The organism is Escherichia sp. KTE52 (assembly GCF_000408325.1).
Classification (GTDB): Bacteria; Pseudomonadota; Gammaproteobacteria; order Enterobacterales; family Enterobacteriaceae; genus Escherichia; species Escherichia marmotae.
In genome coordinates this window covers 365062-386933 of the sequence record NZ_KE138677.1, presented here as the reverse complement: position 1 = coordinate 386933, position 21872 = coordinate 365062, and the positions used below count along the sequence as shown (strand labels likewise).

The 21872-nt window shown below is 47.3% G+C and carries 19 protein-coding genes, 5 tRNA genes and 1 riboswitch; of the genes, 13 read left to right on the top strand and 11 right to left on the bottom strand.

Annotation, left to right across the window (positions count from 1 at the left end; translation table 11 throughout):
- Positions 1 to 4 precede the first annotated feature (4 nt).
- The 4 genes from A1SC_RS15175 to pduA are packed head-to-tail and all read right to left on the bottom strand — an operon-like array spanning position 5 to position 3459.
- On the bottom strand, positions 5 to 673 hold the full coding sequence (locus tag A1SC_RS15175) for a propanediol/glycerol family dehydratase medium subunit (protein WP_000405038.1): 669 nt from the start codon (positions 671 to 673) through the stop codon (positions 5 to 7).
- A 9-nt stretch (positions 674 to 682) separates the two neighbouring features.
- Positions 683 to 2347 (bottom strand): propanediol dehydratase large subunit PduC, encoded by a 1665-nt coding sequence (pduC, locus tag A1SC_RS15180; protein WP_016262091.1) that lies wholly within the window; start codon positions 2345 to 2347, stop codon positions 683 to 685.
- An 18-nt stretch (positions 2348 to 2365) separates the two neighbouring features.
- Entirely contained in the window at positions 2366 to 3178 is an 813-nt protein-coding gene (pduB, locus tag A1SC_RS15185) for a propanediol utilization microcompartment protein PduB (protein WP_000097486.1), read from the bottom strand.
- Entirely contained in the window at positions 3175 to 3459 is a 285-nt protein-coding gene (gene pduA / locus A1SC_RS15190) for a propanediol utilization microcompartment protein PduA (RefSeq protein ID WP_001183614.1), read from the bottom strand. Before pduA ends, pduB begins: the two co-directional genes overlap by 4 nt.
- 512 nt (positions 3460 to 3971) lie before the next feature.
- Here pduA and pduF point away from each other — a divergent pair.
- The 7 genes from pduF to ldtA all read left to right on the top strand — a co-directional run bounded on the left by pduF (position 3972) and on the right by ldtA (position 10333).
- Positions 3972 to 4781 (top strand): propanediol diffusion facilitator PduF, encoded by an 810-nt coding sequence (pduF, locus tag A1SC_RS15195; RefSeq protein ID WP_001516591.1) that lies wholly within the window; start codon positions 3972 to 3974, stop codon positions 4779 to 4781.
- 202 nt (positions 4782 to 4983) lie between these two features.
- The gene (gene pocR, locus A1SC_RS15200) at positions 4984 to 5898 is read left to right on the top strand and encodes a transcriptional regulator PocR (protein ID WP_000622053.1); all 915 of its coding nucleotides are present in this window, start codon (positions 4984 to 4986) and stop codon (positions 5896 to 5898) included.
- An 87-nt stretch (positions 5899 to 5985) separates the two neighbouring features.
- Positions 5986 to 6161, top strand: a riboswitch (cobalamin riboswitch).
- 217 nt (positions 6162 to 6378) lie between these two features.
- Entirely contained in the window at positions 6379 to 6813 is a 435-nt protein-coding gene (locus tag A1SC_RS15205) for a hypothetical protein (protein ID WP_001516590.1), read from the top strand.
- A 133-nt stretch (positions 6814 to 6946) separates the two neighbouring features.
- Positions 6947 to 7492 carry a bifunctional adenosylcobinamide kinase/adenosylcobinamide-phosphate guanylyltransferase gene (gene cobU, locus A1SC_RS15210; protein ID WP_000973182.1) on the top strand — a complete coding sequence of 182 codons (546 nt, stop codon included), beginning with the start codon at positions 6947 to 6949 and terminating at the stop codon, positions 7490 to 7492.
- Positions 7489 to 8232, top strand: a complete 744-nt coding sequence (gene cobS / locus A1SC_RS15215; protein WP_001516588.1) for an adenosylcobinamide-GDP ribazoletransferase — start codon at positions 7489 to 7491, stop codon at positions 8230 to 8232. The genes cobU and cobS overlap by 4 nt, the downstream gene beginning before the upstream one ends.
- Positions 8233 to 8256: 24 nt before the next feature.
- Complete coding sequence (gene cobT, locus A1SC_RS15220; protein ID WP_016262090.1) at positions 8257 to 9336, top strand: nicotinate-nucleotide--dimethylbenzimidazole phosphoribosyltransferase; 1080 nt, start codon at positions 8257 to 8259, stop codon at positions 9334 to 9336.
- A 61-nt stretch (positions 9337 to 9397) separates the two neighbouring features.
- Positions 9398 to 10333 carry a L,D-transpeptidase gene (gene ldtA, locus A1SC_RS15225; RefSeq protein WP_000986354.1) on the top strand — a complete coding sequence of 312 codons (936 nt, stop codon included), beginning with the start codon at positions 9398 to 9400 and terminating at the stop codon, positions 10331 to 10333.
- Positions 10334 to 10390: 57 nt separating this feature from the next.
- Here the strand turns inward: ldtA and A1SC_RS15230 are convergent.
- Positions 10391 to 10466: transfer RNA gene (locus A1SC_RS15230), tRNA-Asn, on the bottom strand.
- Positions 10467 to 10789: 323 nt separating this feature from the next.
- On the opposite strand from A1SC_RS15230, the gene nac reads away from it, so the two are divergent.
- Positions 10790 to 11707 (top strand): nitrogen assimilation transcriptional regulator NAC, encoded by a 918-nt coding sequence (nac, locus tag A1SC_RS15235; protein ID WP_001011486.1) that lies wholly within the window; start codon positions 10790 to 10792, stop codon positions 11705 to 11707.
- Between the two features lie 100 nt (positions 11708 to 11807).
- A complete protein-coding gene (gene cbl / locus A1SC_RS15240; protein WP_001010989.1) occupies positions 11808 to 12758 on the top strand; it encodes an HTH-type transcriptional regulator Cbl in 951 nt (316 codons plus the stop codon).
- A gap of 37 nt (positions 12759 to 12795) precedes the next feature.
- Here cbl and A1SC_RS15245 read toward each other — a convergent pair.
- Positions 12796 to 12871: transfer RNA gene (locus tag A1SC_RS15245), tRNA-Asn, on the bottom strand.
- 160 nt (positions 12872 to 13031) lie between these two features.
- Between A1SC_RS15245 and yeeO the strand changes: the two genes are divergently transcribed.
- Positions 13032 to 14507, top strand: coding sequence for a toxic metabolite efflux MATE transporter YeeO (yeeO, locus tag A1SC_RS15250; protein ID WP_077627720.1), 1476 nt, complete (start codon positions 13032 to 13034; stop codon positions 14505 to 14507).
- Positions 14508 to 14607: 100 nt separating this feature from the next.
- Positions 14608 to 14683, top strand: a tRNA-Asn gene (locus A1SC_RS15255).
- A 92-nt stretch (positions 14684 to 14775) separates the two neighbouring features.
- Here the strand turns inward: A1SC_RS15255 and amn are convergent.
- The 3 genes from amn to A1SC_RS15270 all read right to left on the bottom strand — a co-directional run bounded on the left by amn (position 14776) and on the right by A1SC_RS15270 (position 18086).
- Positions 14776 to 16230: an AMP nucleosidase gene (gene amn / locus A1SC_RS15260; RefSeq protein ID WP_016262089.1), complete on the bottom strand. Its 1455-nt coding sequence runs from the start codon at positions 16228 to 16230 to the stop codon at positions 14776 to 14778.
- A 101-nt stretch (positions 16231 to 16331) separates the two neighbouring features.
- On the bottom strand, positions 16332 to 17648 hold the full coding sequence (shiA, locus tag A1SC_RS15265; protein WP_000378543.1) for a shikimate transporter: 1317 nt from the start codon (positions 17646 to 17648) through the stop codon (positions 16332 to 16334).
- 348 nt (positions 17649 to 17996) lie between these two features.
- A tRNA-Ser gene (locus A1SC_RS15270) sits at positions 17997 to 18086 on the bottom strand.
- A 93-nt stretch (positions 18087 to 18179) separates the two neighbouring features.
- Between A1SC_RS15270 and mtfA the strand changes: the two genes are divergently transcribed.
- The gene (mtfA, locus tag A1SC_RS15275; RefSeq protein WP_001516583.1) at positions 18180 to 18977 is read left to right on the top strand and encodes a DgsA anti-repressor MtfA; all 798 of its coding nucleotides are present in this window, start codon (positions 18180 to 18182) and stop codon (positions 18975 to 18977) included.
- A 100-nt stretch (positions 18978 to 19077) separates the two neighbouring features.
- Positions 19078 to 19153, top strand: a tRNA-Asn gene (locus tag A1SC_RS15280).
- Between the two features lie 92 nt (positions 19154 to 19245).
- Here A1SC_RS15280 and A1SC_RS15285 read toward each other — a convergent pair.
- Both A1SC_RS15285 and hchA read right to left on the bottom strand, forming a co-directional pair.
- Positions 19246 to 20304 carry a glycosyltransferase family 9 protein gene (locus tag A1SC_RS15285; RefSeq protein ID WP_016262088.1) on the bottom strand — a complete coding sequence of 353 codons (1059 nt, stop codon included), beginning with the start codon at positions 20302 to 20304 and terminating at the stop codon, positions 19246 to 19248.
- 304 nt (positions 20305 to 20608) lie between these two features.
- A complete protein-coding gene (gene hchA / locus A1SC_RS15290) occupies positions 20609 to 21460 on the bottom strand; it encodes a glyoxalase III HchA (RefSeq protein WP_000218188.1) in 852 nt (283 codons plus the stop codon).
- Positions 21461 to 21872 lie beyond the last annotated feature (412 nt).

The window sequence follows — 21872 nt, the reverse complement described above, 5'->3', positions numbered from 1 at the left end:
TTTGTTAAAACGTCACGCGCAGTTCTTGCGGCTTTTTGCCAGTGACCACGTACCTGGTCTCTTTGATATGCAAAATGGCAGATTTGGCCTGGTATTTCGGCCGCGCCATCTGATCGTTGAGGGTCGGAACGGGTTGTGGAGACTCACGCTTCGCATAACGCGCGGCGTTTTTGCCAATCTGGCGATAGGTTTCCAGCGTCAACAATGGCGCTTGTGGGAACAGCTCCAGGTTAGACAGGGGAGGAAGCCCTTGCTGGTGGATAACTGTGGTGCCTTTCGACTGGATACCAATAGCAATGCCTGAACCACTAAGACGATCGCCTTCGACCGCTACGAATGCGACATCAGACGATTTAAAGCAGCGAATCACTCGGGCTTTAATGCCTTCTTCTTCGATACCGGCAATCACTTCGCGCAAAATGTTTTTATGCGGAATGCCGATAATATTGACGGTCTGCGCCAGGCCAAAAGCCGGGCCTACAGCAATAATGACTTCATCTTGCTGAACACCTTGTTGGGCTTCACCAATTTCGGTCAAAAATTTTCCGCCATCCGGCGCGGAAGTGGCAGTTGCGGCGACAGGTGCGCGAAATGAAACGGACTTGTCGCTGGTTTGCATTTCTGCCAGCACGTCTTCGATGATCTGACGAAGTAATTTCTCGTTAATTTCCATTTCTCACCCTTAGTCAATTTCGTTGGGATCAAGTGCACCGGGAATATTTTTGATCTCTTCCCAGCGTTCCCCTTGCAGGCGATAACCCGTAGCCGGTCCGGCGTAATCATTGACGTCATTGACCGCAGAGAGTACTTGTCCGTCATCGACGATAATGGCTGAGGTATGGAGATAATCGCCGGTCAGTTTCGCTTTTTGCATGTTGAGCATGTCCTGCGCGACATCGGTAAAACCGCCTTGCGCCAGGGCTTTCACCACTTCCAGACTGTTACGGTTTTTATTGATAATTTCCTGGGCAAACTTTATGTCTTCTACGATGTTGCGCTCTGGCATATCTTTCGAACCGTGGGCATAGGTCGCTGCTTCGACTTCTTCATCGGTAATGGGCGGTAATCCCATACCTGCAAAGACAGCCTGTAAAGCGCGTGCGGCTTTATGGCGGATGGCGATAACATCCTCTTCGCGCACCGGTCGCAGGCCGCCATCAACCTTCAGGTCACGTTGAAGGACGTTATAATCATCGAAGTCTTCGGCATCTTCGTTTGAGCCGGCAAACATGTTGTCGTAGTTCGGTACTGCGGAAAAACCGGAAGAGATAAAGTCGGTGCCCGGCAGAAACTGCATCAGGAAACGTGCGGTACGGCGCATATCTGAGTGGGTAAAGGTCTGGTCATTACTGGAGGCGCATTCCAGATCCAACGATGAGCAAATTAAGTTTTCCGCCAGTACTGCACGGATGCCTGACGGCACAGCCGATGGCACGCCGATGCAGCTTACGGAACCGTTTTGCAGACCCTGAACACCCGCGGCTTTGGTGATGTAAATGCAACGTGCCTCAAGATAAAGCATTGATTTTCCTTCCGCATAGCCCATCTGCACTTCAGAACCGGAGCCGGAAGTAAAACGCATTTTTAAGCCGCGAGAAGCATAAGATGATGCGAGAAACCCTTTTGACCACGGTGTATCGTCGCCGTCGGTGAAAACGGGTTCCGTACCGTAGACAGAAATCGTTTCGGCGTAGCAGGTGTGGCCTAACATACCGAGTTTCAGTTCAGTGGCTTCTTCCAGTGAACACTGGGTTAAGACGCCAGGGCGTCCCACCTGCGAACCTACCAACAGGGCGATAGCATTGAAAGGTGCATAACGAGCAACGGCAACGGTGGTTTCCTGTTCGTCAAACCCGCGCCATGCTCCCTCGGCCGCGTCGGCAGCAATTTGCACCGGGTTATCTTTGACGTTGGTGACGTGAGCCTGTTGCGATGGTGTGCGACGGGCGCGCATTTTCTGCATCGCCATCATCATTTCTACCACGTTCATTTGTGAAACAACTTCGACGATTTTGGCGGGCGTCATTGCTGTGGTCAGGGGAACAATATCGCTACGTTTGACATTTGGATCGCACAACATATTGGCAAGTTTGACCGAGCTCATCGCGATGACTTCTTCGGCACGCGCGAGATTGATACCGTAGCGGGCGATAAAGTGGTCGATCAAGTCAAACTGGCTGGCGGGTTTTCCATCCAGCTCGGTGACGATGCCGTTAACAATTTTTATTGATGGTTTCGGGTCGTTCGGGCTTTCCATCGCAATGAAGCCTTCTTCAATCCACTCTTTAACGAAACCATCCTGGTTAACCGGGCGTTTTTCCAGTGCTTCAAATCTTTTCGATCTCATGAATCTGCCTCATGGAATTCAGATATAGGAAGGGCGATCGTTTTTCGGTGTATCACCGAGAGTCGAAAGCACGGTTTTACCGATTTCGCGAGCGGAGATGACCGCCTGTCGGACAGCGCCGGAGTCACCCGAGATAATCAGAATGACTTCATTACTGAAGCTGGTGCCATGAGCTGGGGAGCTGTATGCCACGACATCCACATTGGCGGATTTCAGCGCAGTATCGGCCATCAGAACACCAACAGCAGCCGGAGCGCCGACAATGACGCCACAAGCGCGGCCCAGTGGTGCGCCAAACGCTTTTTCCAGTGCATAGCTGGCGCGGGCGGTATATTGCAGTTCAAGATGTCCGGCTTCATTGGCGTAGACGTCGCCAAAGGTTCGGTCGAGTTCTTTCAGCGCAACTTCAATACCGCGTTTCACGTCGGAAACATCGTTGCCACCTAAGAGGATTAATGAGCCGTGTCCGGCACCACCTTTGGTATCGCGAGGAAGTTCAATGCTAATAACTTCAGTGTTCGTGGCTTTTACTGCTTCATCCGCGGCCATAATGTGTGGCCCCGCACCAATACGCGCGCCCAGAATGCCAATGGAGCGATAGCGTTTTTCGAGTTTCATCGCGTCCAATAGGGCGCTATCAACATTCGCAATGACCAGACCTACAGTGTCGCCAATAGCGGTGCCAACAAATTCCGTTAACGTGCAGCTTTTTTCTGCCATAGCCGTCTCTCGTGTTTGATGAGTGGTTTTCGGGAGAACCTCATGCTCTGGCGTCGCTACGCGAGCGATGACCTGCGCCATGATCTGTTCGACCAGTTCATTGCTGCTCATGGGTTAATTCCCTTTGGTAAGATTTTTTCGACATCAGTATGTGGGCGGGGAATTACGTGTACGGCTTTCACTTCACCGACGTTACGTGCGGCGGCGGCACCTGCGTCTGTTGCCGCTTTTACCGCCCCGACATCACCACGAACGATGACGGTCACCAGCCCGGAACCTATTTTTTCGTAGCCAACCAGCAATACATTTGCCGATTTAACCATGGCATCTGCGGCCTCTATGGCGGCAGTTAAGCCTTTGGTTTCAACCATTCCTAACGCTTCTTGTTGCATAAAGACCTCGCCTGGATTTTTTGACGATATGACTATAAAAAAAAGCGAGAAAAAAGAATGGCTGACTTAATCATCCGATGAGCAAAATTAATAGAGGGTAAATATTATAAAATTGCCTTAATTATCTATATGTTATTAATTTACTGGTCGTTTTCTGGTTTTTTTAATGTGAATTAATTGCATTGGTCGGTAGATTTAATTTGCACTAATGCTTTGTCGGGTTGGGCTTTGCGGAAGTGAATTGTGATATTTGTTTAAGTTTTATTATATAAGGATGGCAATTTTTTATTGTGGAAATCTGGCAGAGTTGGCGAGCTCAATAGCGATTGTATCTAAGTTGAATACTTTTTGAATGACAATAATTTGCTATATCAACACGATTTTTCAGCGTGCCGGTCATGCATGTTGGCAATATTTTCCCCGGCGCAATTTTTATAGTTGCGCTCGATATACACGACAATCAGTGCACGATTAACTGATAAAGAAACAAACTCCGTAAAGAAGGTGTCACTATGAATGATTCACTCAAGGCGCAATGCGTTGCTGAGTTTTTGGGCACCGGACTGTTCCTCTTTTTTGGCATTGGTTGTTTATGCGCCCTAAAACTTGCCGGGGCAAGTCTGGGTCTGTGGGAAATTTGTATCATTTGGGGGTTAGGTATTTCACTTGCTGTTTACCTTACGGCAGGCATTTCTGGCGCCCATCTGAACCCGGCGGTTACCATTGCTCTGTGGTTGTTTGCTGCTTTTCCTGCCCGTAAAGTGTTGCCATATTGTGTGGCACAATTGGCGGGGGCCTTTGGTGGAGCCGTTCTGGCGTATTTTTTATACAACAGCTTGTTTACCGATTTTGAATCCACTCACAATATAGTTCGTGGTAGCGCTGAAAGTTTGCAACTCGCCAGTATCTTTAGCACTTATCCGGCTGCCGCGTTAAATGTATGGCAGGCGGCGTTGGTTGAAGTGGTCATTACGTCCATGTTGATGGGGTTGATTATGGCGTTAACCGATGACGGCAATGGCGTACCAAAAGGACCTCTTGCTCCTTTACTTATTGGCATTCTGGTTGCTGTTATTGGTGCATCTACTGGACCATTAACCGGTTTTGCCATGAATCCAGCGCGTGATTTCGGGCCAAAAATTTTCACCTGGCTTGCTGGTTGGGGGGAAATAGCGATGACCGGTGGGCGTAATATTCCTTATTTCATCGTCCCCATTATTGCTCCGATCATTGGGGCATGTGTTGGCGCAGCAATTTATCGTTTTCTCATTGCAAAAAACTTACCTGTCAATAGTGTTACGCCTAAAGACATCATCGAATAGTGAAATAACATAGCGGTTATAAACGTTTATTTTTTTACTGTTTGTGATCTGCTTTCAGAACTTATTAAAAAGTCTCCCGCCTCACGGAGGCTTTTGTTATTGTCCTTTGTGCTTCTCGTCAGTAAATCATTAGGGATGATGTGAAGATTAAATGTAAAACAATTGTTTTACTATAACAATAAATTAACTGGGAGGTTTTATCATGATTTCTGCGGCGACACTTAATTCAGAACTCATTAATAAAATCGCGCAGGATTTTGCGCAGGCGACCAGCCTTGCGGTTGTCGTGGTTAATATCCACGGTGATGAAATTTCCGAGCTGTTTAACTTCACCTCATTTTGTCAGATGATGCGGCGACATCCTCAGCTTAGCACACGCTGCCGCATGAGCGATCGTTGTGGGGGGCTGGAAGCCTCTAAATCCGATCAACCTTGTATTTATCGTTGCCATGCAGGATTAACCGATTTTTCTATCCCTCTGGTGATTGCCGGGCATTTAGTCGGTTTTGTATTGTGTGGACAAGTCCGCCTGCGTAATGATGATGTCGATTTAGTCGATATTCTGAATGTCGATGATTGTTGGCAGGCAGATCCCGAGTTACTTAATGAATTTCGCAAAGTCCCGGAGATGGATTACTCGCGAGTTATGGCTTCTGCTGATCTGTTGAAGTTAATTGTGGAAAACTGCCTCAAAAAACAACTCAATTTTGTTGTTATTAAAGAGAATAAACCTTATTCGGATCCGCTACGTCAGACTCGCACGCCTAATCCCCACGATAACAAAATGAAAAAAGCATTACGCTATATTGATGCGCATTTATCAGACGATTTGCGCCTGGAAGATGTTGCCTCTCATGTTTATCTCAGCCCTTATTACTTCAGTAAATTGTTCAAGAAATATCATGGGATTGGTTTTAATGCGTGGGTAAACCAACAACGGATGGCCAGCGCCCGCGAGTTGCTGTGCCATAGTGACTGGAGCATCGCCAGCATTGCGCGTAATTTAGGCTTTTCGCAAACCAGTTATTTTTGCAAAGTTTTTCGTCAGACGTATCAGGTAACACCGCAGGTATATCGTCAGCAAATTAGCGAAAATACAGCAGCGGAAACAGCATAAATTGAATGTAAAAATGAGGGATGACTAAATAGATTCCGACAGTAATAATTAACGTTATTTACGTGTTATGGGAAAAGTGAAATCAGCTCATAACATACGCTGACAGGTTTGGCACATTTGTGCCTGGGAAGTGGGTGTAAATCCCTCGCAGCCCCCGCTGCTGTAATGCTGACAACCCCGAAAATACCACTGATCGCGAGATTGGGAAGGGTGGGGGAGGATGACGCTAAGCCAGAAGACCAGCCTGCCAGTCAATACCAACAACTTCGGTGGGAAGTGGGTTGCCCGGAAGCGTCTGCTTGAGCACTGACGCGTCTTTATACCCCTACCACCCTGAAAGGATCAGGGGATGGCGGCATCATTTAGTTTATTCATCGTAGTGCCGACAGGCATCAGGGCTGCACTCAAGGCGCAGCAATCTTTTTTTATGGTATATCAACCTGACCGTCATTGCAGGAAACCAAGCGGAGGACGGAGGGTATGAAAACGATGAAACCCGAATCGATAGCACTTTTTTGCCTCTCCACTGGCGATATTGAATTGGCTAAACATCTGGCTGAAATGTTGCCAATGACCTGTTTTGTTGGTGAGGACTGGCAGCAAGGTTTTCTGCCTTTTAACGGAGGACCAGTACAATCGTTGTCAGATGCATATAGCGATTATTCAGTGCTGTTATTGATTGCTGAAAACGGGGCATCCATACCAGAAAGCTTTTCTCATCCTGATGGTGCGACGGTAATCTTAATTGCAGAGCACAATGCCCGTTTGTTGGCCGGTCCGACCGGTGGAGCAGTAGCATTAATCAATTATCTGAATGAGACGTGTCGATGGAGAGAATCTGTTGCTAATGACGCATTTTGTCGGGCGTTTTCACAGGGAAATCAGACTATCTCACAATGCCGTCCTCATTCGTAATGAATTGAGAATACTGGATTTTTATTTTTATTACGCGCAGTATTAATCGAGGGAGTGTTATTACGGTCAGCACGGTGGTGTATCCATTGTTCTGGTCAATGAATACCATCATACAATTGAATCAGGAGTCCGTATGATGATTTTAGTGACGGGTGGAGCACGGAGCGGGAAAAGCCGGCACGCTGAGGCGCTTATTGGGAATTCTCCACAGGTTCTGTATATCGCCACTTCGCAAATCCTTGACGATGAGATGGCGGCACGAATTGAGCATCATCGACAAGGCCGCCCGGTGCACTGGCGTACAGTGGAACGCTGGCAACAGCTTGATGAGTTAATTAATGCGGACATTAATCCGCAACACGCCGTGTTGCTGGAATGCATTACGACAATGGTGACTAATCTGTTGTTTGAATATGGCGGCGATAAAGACCCTGACGAATGGGACTATATGGCGCTGGAGCTGGCGATTAATGACGAGATTCAGTCGTTGATTGCCGCCTGTCTATGTTGCCCTGCAAAAGTCGTAGTAGTCACCAATGAAGTGGGAATGGGGATTGTGCCGGAGAATCGCCTGGCGCGACATTTTCGTGATATTGCCGGGCGAGTGAATCAGCAACTGGCCGCTGCGGCAGATGAAGTATGGCTGGTGGTTTCGGGTATTGGAGTAAAAATCAAATGAGTAAATTATTTTGGGCGATGCTCTCTTTTATTACGCGTCTGCCTGTACCGCATCGTTGGTCCCAGGGGCTGGATTTTGAGCATTATTCTCGCGGTATTATTACTTTTCCTTTAATTGGTTTATTACTTGGTGCTATTAGCGGACTGGTCTTCATGGTGTTGCAGGCATGGTGTGGTGTGCCGCTGGCGGCATTGTTTAGTGTGCTGGTTCTGGCGCTGATGACCGGAGGATTCCACCTGGATGGGCTTGCAGATACCTGTGATGGCGTATTTTCTGCTCGTAGCCGCGATCGCATGTTGGAAATCATGCGTGATAGTCGTTTAGGAACCCACGGCGGTCTGGCACTGATTTTTGTTGTGCTGGCAAAGATTCTGGTGTTAAGCGAGCTGGCATTACGTGGTGAGCCGATCCTTGCATCTCTGGCAGCAGCGTGTGCGGTCAGCCGCGGAGCCGCTGCGTTATTAATGTATCGTCATCGTTATGCCAGGGAAGAAGGGCTTGGCAATGTGTTTATTGGTAAAATCGATGGACGACAAACCTGTGTCACCCTCGGTTTAGCCGTTATTTTTGCAGCCGTATTATTGCCAGGTATGCACGGTGTTGCTGCTATGGTGGTGACGATGGTGGTGATTTTCATCCTCGGTCAGCTTCTCAAACGTACTCTGGGTGGGCAGACCGGCGATACGCTGGGAGCGGCCATTGAACTTGGTGAGCTGGTTTTCCTGCTGGCGCTGCTGTAAGACAGATAACCCAGGAGAAGTGACATGCAAACACTCGTCGATTTACTGAATACAATCCCTGCTATCGATTCTGCCGCTATGTCGCGCGTACAACGGTATATTGACGGGTTACTAAAACCCGTCGGTAGTCTGGGAAGACTGGAGTCTCTTGCCATACAACTGGCGGGAATGCCGGGGCTGAATGGCACACCTCATGTGGGCAAAAAAGCAGTACTGGTCATGTGTGCCGATCACGGCGTCTGGGATGAGGGGGTCGCTATTTCCCCGAAAGCGGTGACAGCCATTCAGGCTGAAAATATGACACGCGGAACAACAGGCGTGTGTGTGCTGGCAGCACAAGCGGGTGCTAAAGTTCATGTGATTGATGTGGGGATAGATACTGCAGAGCCAATCCCCGGACTTATCAACATGCGTGTCGCCCGAGGTAGTGGCAACATCGCCTCAGGCCCGGCAATGAGCCGCTGCCAGGCTGAAGAGTTGCTTCTGGAAACCATCCGTTATACGCGTGAACTGGCGAAAAATGGCGTAACGCTGTTTGGTGTGGGCGAACTGGGGATGGCAAACACGACTCCGGCAGCGGCGATAGTTAGCGCTATGACGGGACATGATCCTGAAGTTGTGGTGGGTATTGGTGCAAACCTGCCAACAGATAAACTGGCTAATAAAGTGAATGTTGTCCGTCGGGCAATTACGTTGAATCAACCGAATCCACTGGATGGTGTTGATGTACTGGCAAAAGTCGGTGGGTTTGATTTGGTCGGAATGGCTGGCGTGATGTTAGGTGCCGCCTCCTGTGGTTTACCTGTATTGCTGGATGGATTTCTATCTTATGCCGCCGCGCTTGCGGCCTGCCAGATGTCACCCGCTATCAAACCTTATCTTATTCCTTCTCACTTATCGGCAGAAAAAGGGGCGCGTATTGCGCTGGCGCATTTGGGAATGGAGCCTTATCTCAATATGGAAATGCGCTTAGGTGAGGGGAGTGGCACGGCACTGGCGATGCCCATCGTTGAAGCAGCTTGTGCGATATACAGCAGCATGGGCGAACTTGCTGCCAGTAATATTGTTCTACCCGGAAATACAACTTCTGGATTGAACAGCTAAAAACGGAAAGCCTGACAAAAGCTATACTTATTGGATAACTTTCGCGACTTAGGAAAGGGATATGATGCGTCGTGTAAATATTCTTTGTTCATTTGTTCTGCTTTTTGCCAGCCATCATAGTCTGGCGGTAACTTATCCACTACCTCCAGAGGGTAGCCGTTTAGTGGGGCAGTCTCTTACGGTTACGGTTCCCGATCGCAATATCCAGCCGCTTGAAACTTTTGCTGCGCAGTACGGGCAAGGGCTGAGTAATATGTTGGAAGCGAATCCAGGCGTTGACGTTTTCTTGCCGAAGTCTGGCTCGCAACTCACCATTCCGCAGCAACTGATTTTGCCCGACACTATACGTAAAGGGATAGTCGTTAACGTTGCTGAGATGCGTCTTTATTACTATCCGCCAGACAGTAATACTGTAGAAGTTTTTCCTATCGGGATCGGTCAGGCCGGGCGTGAAACCCCGCGTAACTGGGTGACTGCCGTTGAACGAAAACAAGAAGCGCCAACCTGGACGCCAACTCCCAACACTCGCCGCGAATATGCGAAACGTGGGGAGAGTCTGCCCGCGTTTGTCCCTGCCGGACCCGATAATCCTATGGGGTTGTACGCTATTTATATCGGCAGGTTATATGCCATCCACGGTACTAATGCCAATTTTGGTATTGGCCTACGGGTGAGTCAGGGCTGTATTCGTCTGCGTAATGACGATATCAAGTATCTGTTTGATAATGTTCCGGTAGGCACGCGTGTGCAAATTATTGATCAGCCTGTGAAATACACAACGGAACCGGATGGTTCAAAGTGGCTGGAAGTTCATGAACCGCTGTCGCGCAATCGAGCAGAATATGAGTCTGACAGAAAAGTGCCATTGCCGGTAACGCCTTCTTTGCGGGCGTTTATCAACGGGCAAGAAGTTGATGTAAACCGTGCAAATGCTGCGTTGCAACGTCGCTCGGGAATGCCTGTGCAAATTAATCCTGGCGCAAGGCAGAGGTTTTAAAATAACTGCCGAGTGAATAGCAAAAAGCCCGCGTTAAAAGCGGGCTTTTCAGAAATTTGGCTCCTCTGACTGGACTCGAACCAGTGACATACGGATTAACAGTCCGCCGTTCTACCGACTGAACTACAGAGGAATCGTGAGAACGGGGCGAATATTAATGGCGAGGCCAGGGGATGTCAAAGGGGGAAATGCATTTTTTTGTTCGTTTGCTGCCAATTTCAACAAAGCGATGAACTTTCAATCTTTTTAATCATGTTCCATCGTGGTGCATATCACCCTTTCATGGGGCATGGGACATTTGCTCTGTAAAAAAGAGCAAGGGCAAAACAATCATAATCTCTTATTTGACAGGCTATTAGCTTTAGTACCAGCGGAAAAATGAAACTGGCAAGTATCTTGCAATCTGGTTGTAGTAATGTCGGCACTTGGGCTGACTTTTAAAAAACCGGAGGCACCATGAACTTTAGACGCCTGAAATACTTCGTAAAAATTGTAGACATTGGTAGCCTGACCCAGGCTGCTGAAGTATTGCATATAGCACAGCCTGCGCTCAGTCAGCAGGTTGCTACGCTGGAAGGAGAGCTGAATCAACAACTTTTGATTCGCACAAAACGAGGCGTTACACCGACAGACGCCGGAAAAATTCTCTACACCCATGCGCGGGCAATTTTACGTCAGTGTGAACAGGCCCAACTGGCGGTACATAACGTAGGACAGACATTATCGGGTCAAGTTTCGATTGGCTTTGCGCCTGGGATCGCCGCGTCATCTATCACCATGCCCTTATTACAGGCGGTTCGCGCCGAATTTCCAGAGGTGGTTATCTATCTACATGAAAATAGTGGTGCTGTTCTTAACGATAAACTTATTAATCGTCAGCTTGATATGGCGGTGATTTACGAGCATTCCCCTGTGTCAGGCGTATCCAGCCAGGCCTTGTTAAAAGAAGATCTGTTTCTTGTCGGTACTCAGGATTGTCCTGGGCAAAGCGTTGATGTTAATGCTATAGCGCAAATGAACCTCTTCCTTCCCGGCGATTACAGTGCAGTAAGACTTCGTGTCGATGAGGCTTTTTCCCTACGGCGACTCACAGCTAAAGTTATCGGTGAAATTGAGTCTATCGCCACACTTACCGCCGCGATTGCCAGCGGTATGGGCGTTGCAGTATTGCCGGAATCGGCCGCGCGTTCGTTATGTGACGCTGTTAACGGTTGGATGTCACGTATTACCACACCTTCAATGAGTCTCTCATTGTCATTAAATTTACCCGCCAGATCGAATTTATCGCCACAGGCGCAGGCAGTGAAAGAGCTTCTGTTGTCAGTGATTAGTAATCCAGCCATGGAAAAAAGACAATGGCAATTGGTGAGCTAAACGTTATATCCGAATGGAATAAGATGCAGGTTTTTATTATTTGTTATGCCGGGCATTAGACTCTAACAATAGTGGATGTCTGATATGCCCGGAGTTTACCGTGAATTTCCAACAGCTAAAGATAATCCGCGAGGCTGCCCGTCAGGATTACAATCTGACAGAGGTCGCGAATATGCTCTTTACCTCACAGTCTGGTGTCAGCCGTCATATTCGAGAGCTGGAGGATGAACTTGGTATAGAAATATTCATTCGTCGGGGCAAACGGCTTCTTGGCATGACTGAACCGGGCAAAGCGTTACTGGTTATTGCAGAACGTATTCTGAATGAAGCCAGTAATGTTCGTCGGCTTGCCGAGCTGTTTACCAACGATACGTCTGGCGTACTCACTATCGCAACGACGCATACTCAGGCTCGCTACAGCTTGCCGGATGTCATTAAAGTCTTTCGCGAACTTTTCCCGGAAGTGCGACTCGAGCTTATCCAGGGAACGCCACAGGAAATTGCCACATTGCTACAAAATGGCGGCGCTGATATTGGCATAGCCAGTGAGCGTTTGAGCAATGACCTCCAACTCGTCGCCTTCCCCTGGTTTCGTTGGCATCATAGTTTGCTTGTTCCTGTTAATCATCCTTTAACAAAAATTACGCCATTAACGCTGGAATCAATAGCGAAGTGGCCGTTGATCACTTACCGGCAGGGGATTACAGGCCGCTCGCGTATTGATGATGCATTTACCCGCAAAGGTTTGCTGGCAGATATTGTATTGAGCGCCCAGGATTCTGATGTCATCAAAACCTACGTCGCTCTTGGGCTGGGAATCGGATTAGTAGCCGAACAATCCAGCGGTGAACAAGAGGAAGAGAATTTAATTCGTCTGGATACTCGCCATCTTTTCGATGCCAATACTGTCTGGTTGGGGCTGAAACGAGGGCAACTGCAGCGTAACTACGTCTGGCACTTTCTGGAACTGTGTAACGCTGGATTGTCGGTTGAGGATATTAAGCGGCAGGTGATGGAAAATAGTGAAGAGGTAATTGATTATCAGATATAACAAAAAGCCCGCTATCAAAGCGGGCTTTTCAGAAATTTGGCTCCTCTGACTGGACTCGAACCAGTGACATACGGATTAACAGTCCGCCGTTCTACCGACTGAACTACAGAGGAATCGCTGTTGGGGCACATCTTAACGGCGAAAAATATTTTGTCAAACCCGATTTTTAAAAAACCTAACTGTTTGCCGTTTCTATCAACAGTTTGTTGCATTTGCAGACAATTTGACAGCGAAAATCTTTGCAGCTTTGCTGATTCTCCCTCATTATTTGAAATGTGGTTTCACTTTCTGCAATTAGGGTCGGCTTTGAATATCTCCTCTGCTTTACGCCACACTCGCTGGCACGCAAAACGCAAGAGTTACAAAGTGTTGTTCTGGCGTGAGATAACTCCGCTTGCTGTTCCTATCTTTATGGAGAATGCCTGTGTCCTGTTGATGGGCGTCCTGAGCACTTTTCTGGTCAGTTGGCTGGGAAAAGATGCGATGGCGGGCGTAGGGTTGGCTGATAGCTTCAATATGGTCATTATGGCCTTTTTTGCCGCTATCGATCTTGGTACTACTGTCGTTGTGGCATTTAGTCTCGGTAAACGTGATCGACGGCGAGCCAGAGTAGCGACACGGCAATCATTGGTAATCATGACGTTGTTTGCCGTGCTGTTGGCTGTTCTTATTCATCATTTTGGCGAGCACATTATCGAATTTGTTGCAGGTGATGCCTCGACGGAAGTGAAAGCACTGGCGCTGACTTATCTGGAGCTAACGGTAATCAGTTATCCTGCGGCTGCTATCACCTTGATTGGCAGTGGGGCACTTCGCGGTGCAGGGAATACGAAAATACCGCTGCTTATAAACGGCAGCCTGAATATTCTTAATATTATTATTAGCGGTATATTAATTTACGGTCTTTTTTCCTGGCAGGGATTGGGTTTTGTCGGGGCTGGGCTGGGATTAACTATTTCCCGTTATATTGGCGCAATTGCAATTTTGTGGGTACTGGCGATTGGTTTTAACCCTGCGCTACGGATCTCGTTAAAGAGCTATTTTAAACCTTTGAATTTCAGCATTATCTGGGAAGTAATGGGGATCGGTATTCCTGCGAGCGTTGAATCTGTATTATTTACCAGTGGCCGGTTATTAACACAAATGTTTGTCGCCGGGATGGGAACCAGCGTTATTGCCGGGAACTTTATCGCTTTTTCGATCGCGGCTCTTATCAATTTACCAGGAAGTGCACTCGGTTCAGCCTCCACAATAATCACCGGTCGAAGACTGGGGGTAGGGCAGATAGCGCAAGCAGAAATTCAGTTGCGGCATGTTTTCTGGCTGTCCACTATTGGACTAACGGCAATAGCCTGGTTGACTGCCCCTTTTGCCGGAGTTATGGCGTCGTTTTATACCCAGGATCCACAAGTTAAACATGTCGTTGTGATTCTGATTTGGCTAAACGCTTTGTTTATGCCTATTTGGTCCGCCTCATGGGTGTTACCTGCTGGTTTTAAAGGTGCTCGTGATGCACGCTACGCCATGTGGGTTTCTATGCTGAGCATGTGGGGATGCCGCGTGGTTGTGGGTTATGCGCTGGGAATTATGCTTGACTGGGGCGTGGTTGGCGTCTGGATGGGGATGTTTGCCGACTGGGCCGTGCGTGCCGTGCTGTTTTACTGGCGGATGGTGACTGGGCGTTGGCTATGGAAATATCCTCGCGCTGAACATAAAAAGTGTGAAAAAAAGCCAGTTGTGTCGGAATAAACGGCAAAACGCAGAATATTTCAGCAAACGCTTTCAAAATTAAAAAACAGGCTTTGACATTGTGGATGGGCATAGTTAATATTCGCCCCGTTCTCACGATTCCTCTGTAGTTCAGTCGGTAGAACGGCGGACTGTTAATCCGTATGTCACTGGTTCGAGTCCAGTCAGAGGAGCCAAATTCTGAAAAGCCCGATTTGATAGCGGGCTTTTTGCCTTGCTACTTATCAAATCCTTCACATTTTTTCCTGACGCAAAGGATCTGAACTCATTACCGGAACGGCGGCTCATTAAAGGTTCGCAGTTTACGCGAATGCAGTCGATCGCCTTCCGCGCGCAGCAAATCTATCGCCCGAATGCCAATTTGCAGGTGCTCGGAAATAGCGCCTTCGTAAAAACGGTTAGCCTGGCCGGGAAGTTTAATCTCACCATGCAACGGCTTATCTGAAACACACAGTAGCGTCCCGTATGGCACGCGGAAACGATATCCTTGTGCTGCAATGGTTGCACTTTCCATATCAATCGCCACGGCCCGGCTTAAGTTAAAACGCAGTGCAGAAGCCGAGTAGCGCAGCTCCCAGTTTCTGTCATCTGTGGTTACCACAGTGCCAGTACGTAACCGCTGTTTAACTTCCTCACCCGGTCTACCGCTGACCAGCTTGGTCGCGTCATAAAGCGCACGTTGCACTTCAGCAATGCTGGGAATAGGAATATCGGGCGGCAGAACCGCATCGAGAACGTGGTCATCGCGTAAATAAGCATGCGCAAGTACATAATCACCAATAGACTGGCTTTCACGTAATCCACCGCAGTGACCAATCATTAACCAGACATCCGGGCGTAGCACCGCCAGATGATCACAGATGGTTTTTGCATTTGACGGCCCCACGCCAATATTCACCAGAGTGATGCCCTGACCATCAATAGTGATTAAATGCCAGGCGGGCATCTGGTGTTTTTTCCATGCGAGGTCGGAAATTGCTTCTTCAGGTGCTTCTGTTTCGGCAGTGATCCAGTTCCCGCCAGCGCAAGAAAGTGCAATATAAGGGCTTTCAGGATCAAGGATCTGGCTGCATCCCCAACGAACGAATTCATCCACATAACGTGTGTAGTTGGTAAACAAGACGAACGGCTGAAAATGTTCGACAGGTGTGCCGGTATAATGGCGTAACCGCGCGAGGGAAAAATCTACCCGGCGTGCATCAAAATGCGATAACGGAGAAAATTCCGCCGGATGATAAATGCCGTCTGCAGTTTCATCGCCAATTTGTGCCAGCTCTGTTGTCGGGAAATAACGCGTTAGCCCGGTGCTCATTGAGCGATCAAGCGTTAACTCGGAGCCATCAATGACATAGGGGTAGGGGATTTCATGCTGTGACGGTTGCACGGAGATATGCGCGCCATAATCCTGATACAACAAAGTAAGTTGTTCATTGAGATACGAACGAAAGAGAGCAGGGCGTGTGATGGTGGTGGTATAGCTGCCAGCGTGAGTAAAGCGACCGAAAGCGCGTGTTTTGGGGGGATTGGTTGTGCTGCCGTCCCAGGTCACGGTCAGTGATGGATAGACAAAAAGACCTTGTTTGCGGGCGTTTTCATCAGGCAATTCGCCACTTTTAATATATTTGCCAATGGCATTGCGTAAAGCGACTACAGATTGCTCATACAGCGCGTCGAGTTTATCCAGTGCCTGAGCTGGGGTCAGACCGGAGCCCTTATTATTCATGTGTGTCTCCTGTTCCATACAATTACCGCGTTTCCGATAGTATGTCACAGGAATGTGAAACAAAAGTGGAAGGCGAAGATCGAATGATCTTCGCCAGACCCTCAGGCGCGTTGATTGTCTTTCATCAACAAAGCAGTTATTGCGGAAATCAGGCATCCTGCCAGCAAATAAATGGCGACGCTATGCCAGTCTCCAGCAAAATAAGTAATGAGAGCTGCAGCAATAAAAGGTGTAAATCCACCCCCTACCACACTGGCAACCTGGTATCCGACCCCCGCGCCGCTGTAGCGATAACTGGCACCAAACATCTCGGTGAACATCGGTTGTTGCACACAAACCACCATGTCATGCGCAATGTTCGCCAGCATAATGGAGAAGAAAACAATCCAGAAAATGGACTGTGCCTCAAGCGCCATAAAGAAAGGAAACGCGCTTAACGCTCCAATTAACGCGCCAGTGATATACACCCTACGGCGGCCAAAACGGTCGGCAAGCCAGGCAAAACAGGGAATTGTCAGACAGCTTAACCCACCCACCAGCAAACCAATATTAAGGAACAATTCGCGCGGTAACCCCATATTCTGGGTTGAATAGTTAAGTGCAAAGGCGGTAACGATATACATTGTCAGCAACTCGCACAGGCGTAGTGCAATAATCTTCAGGAAAGCGCCGGGATGTCGTAACAGGGCTTCGATAACCGGGATACGCTTTTGCGCGGTCACTTGATTATGTTGCTGTTGTTCAAATTCAGCGGACTCCTCCATGCCATTACGCACCCACAATGCGCCCAGCACCAGTATGATGCTAAACAGGAAAGGGATGCGCCAGCCCCAGCTCAAAAACTGCTCATCAGTAGTCATCATGCTGATCAGTGAAACCAGTCCGGTTGAAAGTAGTAACCCTACACCGTAACCAACTTGTACGCCGCTGCTGTAAAAGGCTTTTTTATTTTTCGGCGCGCTTTCAACAGACAGCAATGCAGCGCCTCCCCACTCTCCGCCGACGGCAAAACCCTGAATGGCACGCAGCGTCACCAGTAAAATCGGTGCCCACCAGCCAATAGTCGAAAACGAAGGGAGAATACCAATTAAAGCTGTTGCGATGCCCATCATCCAGACGGTCAGCATTAACATGCGTTTACGTCCCAGACGGTCACCAAAATGGCCGAAAATGACACCTCCGAGCGGACGGAAAAGGAAACCGACCCCAAAAGTAGCAAATGCGGCGAGCGTTCCCATTGCCGGGCTTATTTGCGGGAAAAACTCGCGATTAAACACCAGTGCGGCGGTAATGCCATAGAGTAAAAAATCGTACCAGTCGACGACGGCACCGGCGAAACTGCCTAACGCAGCTCGTCGGGCGCGACTTAACGAAAGCGTGCCTTCATCGGGACGCGTGGAGATGAGCGTGGAGTCCATAATGTTCCTGTTTGTACTGTCTTTTTATAATTAGTATGGAAAAGGTAACTCACATTGCCGTCGAACTATAAACGAGCCTTATGAGACTACCGCGACAGAGAGCATCTGCAAATGTTTTTATGTCAGAAAATGACTATGGGGGACGGGTAGGGGCATCACTGTAATGTGCGGAAACGAAACAGAATTGTGGGTTCAGGCGCGTATTAGAAATTCAAAAACAGCGAGAAAAATGTGATTGCTAAAGTAGTGCAGGTTACTTACAGGCGTTATTTTTCGCGGATGAATTTTTCGAATTTTCTCAATGGGATTTGTGTCACTGACATGGGGCGGACTAGCTGTTTGAATGATTGGCGGAGAGAGGGGGATTTGAACCCCCGGTAGAGTTGCCCCTACTCCGGTTTTCGAGACCGGTCCGTTCAGCCGCTCCGGCATCTCTCCGTTCAGATTGTTGCCATGATGCCAGGAAATTTGGCATTTTAACAGTCTCTGTCCGTGCAATTTTGTTCAAGTGACGAGTTTGCGAGCAAAACGATGATTAAGTGGCCCTGGAAAGTACAAGAAACCGCCCATGATGATGCAATTCCGTGGAAGGAAGCTTTGGCGATACCTCTTTTGACATGTTTGACTGAGCAAGAGCAAAACAAATTAGTCACTCTGGCTGAACGTTTTTTGCAACAAAAACGGCTGGTTCCTTTACAAGGCGTTGAACTTGATGCATTGAAAAGTGGTCGCATTGCCTTGCTGTTTTGCTTACCTGTTATGGAACTGGGACTGGAATGGCTGGATGGATTTCATGAAGTGTTAATTTACCCGGCACCATTTGTGGTAGACGATGAATGGGAAGACGATATAGGGCTGGTTCATAATCAACGTATTGTTCAGTCAGGTCAAAGCTGGCAGCAAGGTCCCATCGTGCTGAATTGGCTCGATATACAGGATTCTTTCGATGCCTCGGGATTTAATCTGATTATCCATGAAGTTGCACATAAACTGGACACCCGAAATGGCGATCGCGCCAGTGGCGTCCCCTTTATTTCTTTACGCGAAGTCGCGGGCTGGGAACACGATCTTCACGCTGCGATGGATAACATTCAGGAAGAAATTGAGTTAGTGGGGGAGAATGCCTCCAGCATCGATGCTTATGCTGCCAGTGATCCTGCCGAATGTTTTGCCGTGCTTTCCGAATACTTTTTTAGTGCTCCGGAGCTTTTTGCGCCTCGCTTCCCCTCGCTGTGGCAACGTTTCTGCCAATTTTATCAGCAGGATCCACTGCAAAGACTGCGAAATGCTAATGAAAGGGACGCATATTCAGCACCAGATGTTCATTAAATATCAATTTTGTTGCTTAATTAACCGATTGAAATGGCTTGTGAATTTTAGTGTTGACACTCGCTGCACCACTCAGTAATATTCGCCTCGTTCTCACGATTCCTCTGTAGTTCAGTCGGTAGAACGGCGGACTGTTAATCCGTATGTCACTGGTTCGAGTCCAGTCAGAGGAGCCAAATTCAAAAAAGCCTGCTTTAAGCAGGCTTTTTGCTATTTAGCGCCAAATCATAACAGACATATCTAAAATCTCTTAAATCTGATAATTACATCAGGATTGAATTTTTACGATAATTCTTTTCACCGTGTTTCTGAATTCATCCAGATTGATGCGATCAATCTCTTTCCCTACTACAATTGTCTCTGAAATATCCGCCATTGCAGGCCAGCGTGTTTTATAATCGGCATACACGGCGATGACAGGAACATTATAAGCACTTGTCATATGCAAAATAGAGGTATCTGGCGTTATCGCGAGAGAAGCATTTTTTATGACGGCAGCAGAACGTGCTATTGAAGGAGCCAACGATAAATGATAGACATTGTCAAAATACTGGGTTAGCTCTACTGCTTTTTCAGTACCATTGGGTCCATGAACAATGACAATTGGCATATTTGTTTCATTTTTAATCATAGCTATTAGCTTTTGAGCTATTGTTTCTGAAAAGGTTCTTTCCTGGGCACTGCCATCAAGATTAAGAGCGATGTAAGAACCCAATGGATCCAGTTCATAATGTACCTCGTCTATTACCTCTTCGTGGATCGGTAATTCAAATAAAGGGGGGACGGGTGGGAAACCTGCTTCTCGCATCATGAAAGCCCATGTCATTGGTACTGGCGCTCGAAGAGACTGATCCATTGTTGATGCCGATTTACATAATGGGGAATAACATGTCATCGTTAAACCCACAACTTGTAAATTCGTTTTCGCCTTTAAATGACTTATGAATAGCATTGTTTTCAAGTTTTTCTTGCGCATCGCTTCAATACAGAGATCTGGTGTACCGTGTTGCTCTCTTATACTCTTCGCCAGTTTTTTTATTTCATTTAAGCTGGCATAGTCCTGCATTGTCATACTGACTAATGTTAATTTGGTGTATTTAAGATGAAGCGCATCAAAAACAGATTTATTAATTGTAGATGTGATAATTAATAAATGTTTTATTTTATGTGATTCCAGCGATCTAATTATTGGGTAAATAGCCATTGCATCACCAATTTGATCTGGAATGTGAATGACTGCAAATTCAGTATTTGCAATATCAATATCTTCACATGAATAATCATAATAGCTAAATGCAATGCGTCTAAAAATTGACGTTAACGACATATCTAACCTCGCTTCCCTACTGGTTAAAACGTGATGGAGTTTATCAGAGATAGTCGTTTTCTAAAATCGATAAATAACGTAATGCCACATAACATGTCCTTATATTTTATGTGTTAATGATTTGCTTGAATTATACTTGTTATTTCAACAAAGGATTGTATTGCATTCTTCAATGCATGAAGCTGATGCAAAAATGGAGGTAAGACAAGAGATAAAGCGTCAACAACTGGTGGTGAACATCTCTCGTTTATTCAGTGGGGGAGATAAACCCCCACTTTTTTATTACACCGTAAGTGATGTCCGGTTAACCCACGTATGCCGCCAGCATTTCCTGTGCAGCAAGTTTGCCCAGCGCATTCGCTGCAAAAGGGCTGTCTCCGGTGAGAAGTTTACGATCCTTATGTACCCGGCCAGTAATGTCATCATTGATGATGTTCATTCCCATTTTCTTCAGTTCTTCACCGAAGTACCAGGTCAGATGACCCGGCATATAACCAATATCTGGTGTTTGTTTGTCTGCTGCATCCGGGAATGCGCAAATTGAATAACCGTTTAGTGGGTTATCACCGTGGCGGAGCGACAGAAACGCAGCCGGGCCGTGACAAAGAGAGATAACAAAGCGGTCGTTTTCAATTGCCCATTGCAGAGCGGTAGCAACTTCTTTGCTTTCAGGTAAGCCAATAAGAGCACCATGACCACCTGGGACAAAGATTGCTGCGTACTCGCTGTCTGCGTTGAGGCTGGCGACAACATCCGCTAATTTCTTCGGATTGCGGAACAGAGATTTGTGCTGCTCAAAGAATGGCATCACTTTTTCATCTTTGTGTGGCATAGCCCAGTATTCAAACTTCGTCATCAGGCCAGAGATGGTCGCAACTTCGAACTCGAAACCAGCAGCATGCAGGTGATACAACGGTAGCAACGTTTCAATGGGATGGTTGCCCGTCGAGAATAGTTTACCGTTATCGGTCGGCAAATAGCGTTCGTCAGCGGCGATCACCAGAATTTTATGCTTACCGCTATACGGTTTTGGGTAGTCCACACCATCAAGATCAGATACAGGACTGGTATATTGGCTAAGCGAATATTCTGAAGGGAAGAACGCATTATCTTCAGCAATATCAATCTGCGGGTTCTTACTTGTTTGAACAGTCATAGTGTATTCCTTATTGTTACTTCGGTAGGTTAGTCACTATATTCGCGACTGAGCTGGATGCTATATTTAACCAGGAACGTAAAACGAGTCAATATACCTAAAGCGGTAGAGGGTTGCGTTAAACACGTCAGGGAAAATACATCACAGTTCACGAATAGTGTTCTCATCGAATCAACCTTATTTGCAATAAAAAACGTAAAGCGTAGCAATATATTTTAGTTCATTTTTCAGAAAAGATGAGATTGCATACTCTCGTTACATAGGGTGACTGTAAGAATCATAAATGAGATTTTTAGCAAAAAATAATGATGCAGCCGTTCTGTATGCCCGTTAGTCGTGGAAAAATGATGAATCAGATTAATCATTAACTAATGACAGATATGGTTAATTACATGCTATCAGATTCTCTAAT

Coding starts and splice junctions, on each gene's coding strand:
- A1SC_RS15175 (WP_000405038.1), bottom strand. CDS start 673: ATGGAAATTAACGAGAAATTACTTCGTCAGATCATCGAAGACGTGCTG.
- pduC (WP_016262091.1), bottom strand. CDS start 2,347: ATGAGATCGAAAAGATTTGAAGCACTGGAAAAACGCCCGGTTAACCAG.
- pduB (WP_000097486.1), bottom strand. CDS start 3,178: ATGAGCAGCAATGAACTGGTCGAACAGATCATGGCGCAGGTCATCGCT.
- pduA (WP_001183614.1), bottom strand. CDS start 3,459: ATGCAACAAGAAGCGTTAGGAATGGTTGAAACCAAAGGCTTAACTGCC.
- pduF (WP_001516591.1), top strand. CDS start 3,972: ATGAATGATTCACTCAAGGCGCAATGCGTTGCTGAGTTTTTGGGCACC.
- pocR (WP_000622053.1), top strand. CDS start 4,984: ATGATTTCTGCGGCGACACTTAATTCAGAACTCATTAATAAAATCGCG.
- A1SC_RS15205 (WP_001516590.1), top strand. CDS start 6,379: ATGAAAACGATGAAACCCGAATCGATAGCACTTTTTTGCCTCTCCACT.
- cobU (WP_000973182.1), top strand. CDS start 6,947: ATGATGATTTTAGTGACGGGTGGAGCACGGAGCGGGAAAAGCCGGCAC.
- cobS (WP_001516588.1), top strand. CDS start 7,489: ATGAGTAAATTATTTTGGGCGATGCTCTCTTTTATTACGCGTCTGCCT.
- cobT (WP_016262090.1), top strand. CDS start 8,257: ATGCAAACACTCGTCGATTTACTGAATACAATCCCTGCTATCGATTCT.
- ldtA (WP_000986354.1), top strand. CDS start 9,398: ATGATGCGTCGTGTAAATATTCTTTGTTCATTTGTTCTGCTTTTTGCC.
- nac (WP_001011486.1), top strand. CDS start 10,790: ATGAACTTTAGACGCCTGAAATACTTCGTAAAAATTGTAGACATTGGT.
- yeeO (WP_077627720.1), top strand. CDS start 13,032: ATGTGGTTTCACTTTCTGCAATTAGGGTCGGCTTTGAATATCTCCTCT.
- amn (WP_016262089.1), bottom strand. CDS start 16,230: ATGAATAATAAGGGCTCCGGTCTGACCCCAGCTCAGGCACTGGATAAA.
- shiA (WP_000378543.1), bottom strand. CDS start 17,648: ATGGACTCCACGCTCATCTCCACGCGTCCCGATGAAGGCACGCTTTCG.
- mtfA (WP_001516583.1), top strand. CDS start 18,180: ATGATTAAGTGGCCCTGGAAAGTACAAGAAACCGCCCATGATGATGCA.
- A1SC_RS15285 (WP_016262088.1), bottom strand. CDS start 20,304: ATGTCGTTAACGTCAATTTTTAGACGCATTGCATTTAGCTATTATGAT.
- hchA (WP_000218188.1), bottom strand. CDS start 21,460: ATGACTGTTCAAACAAGTAAGAACCCGCAGATTGATATTGCTGAAGAT.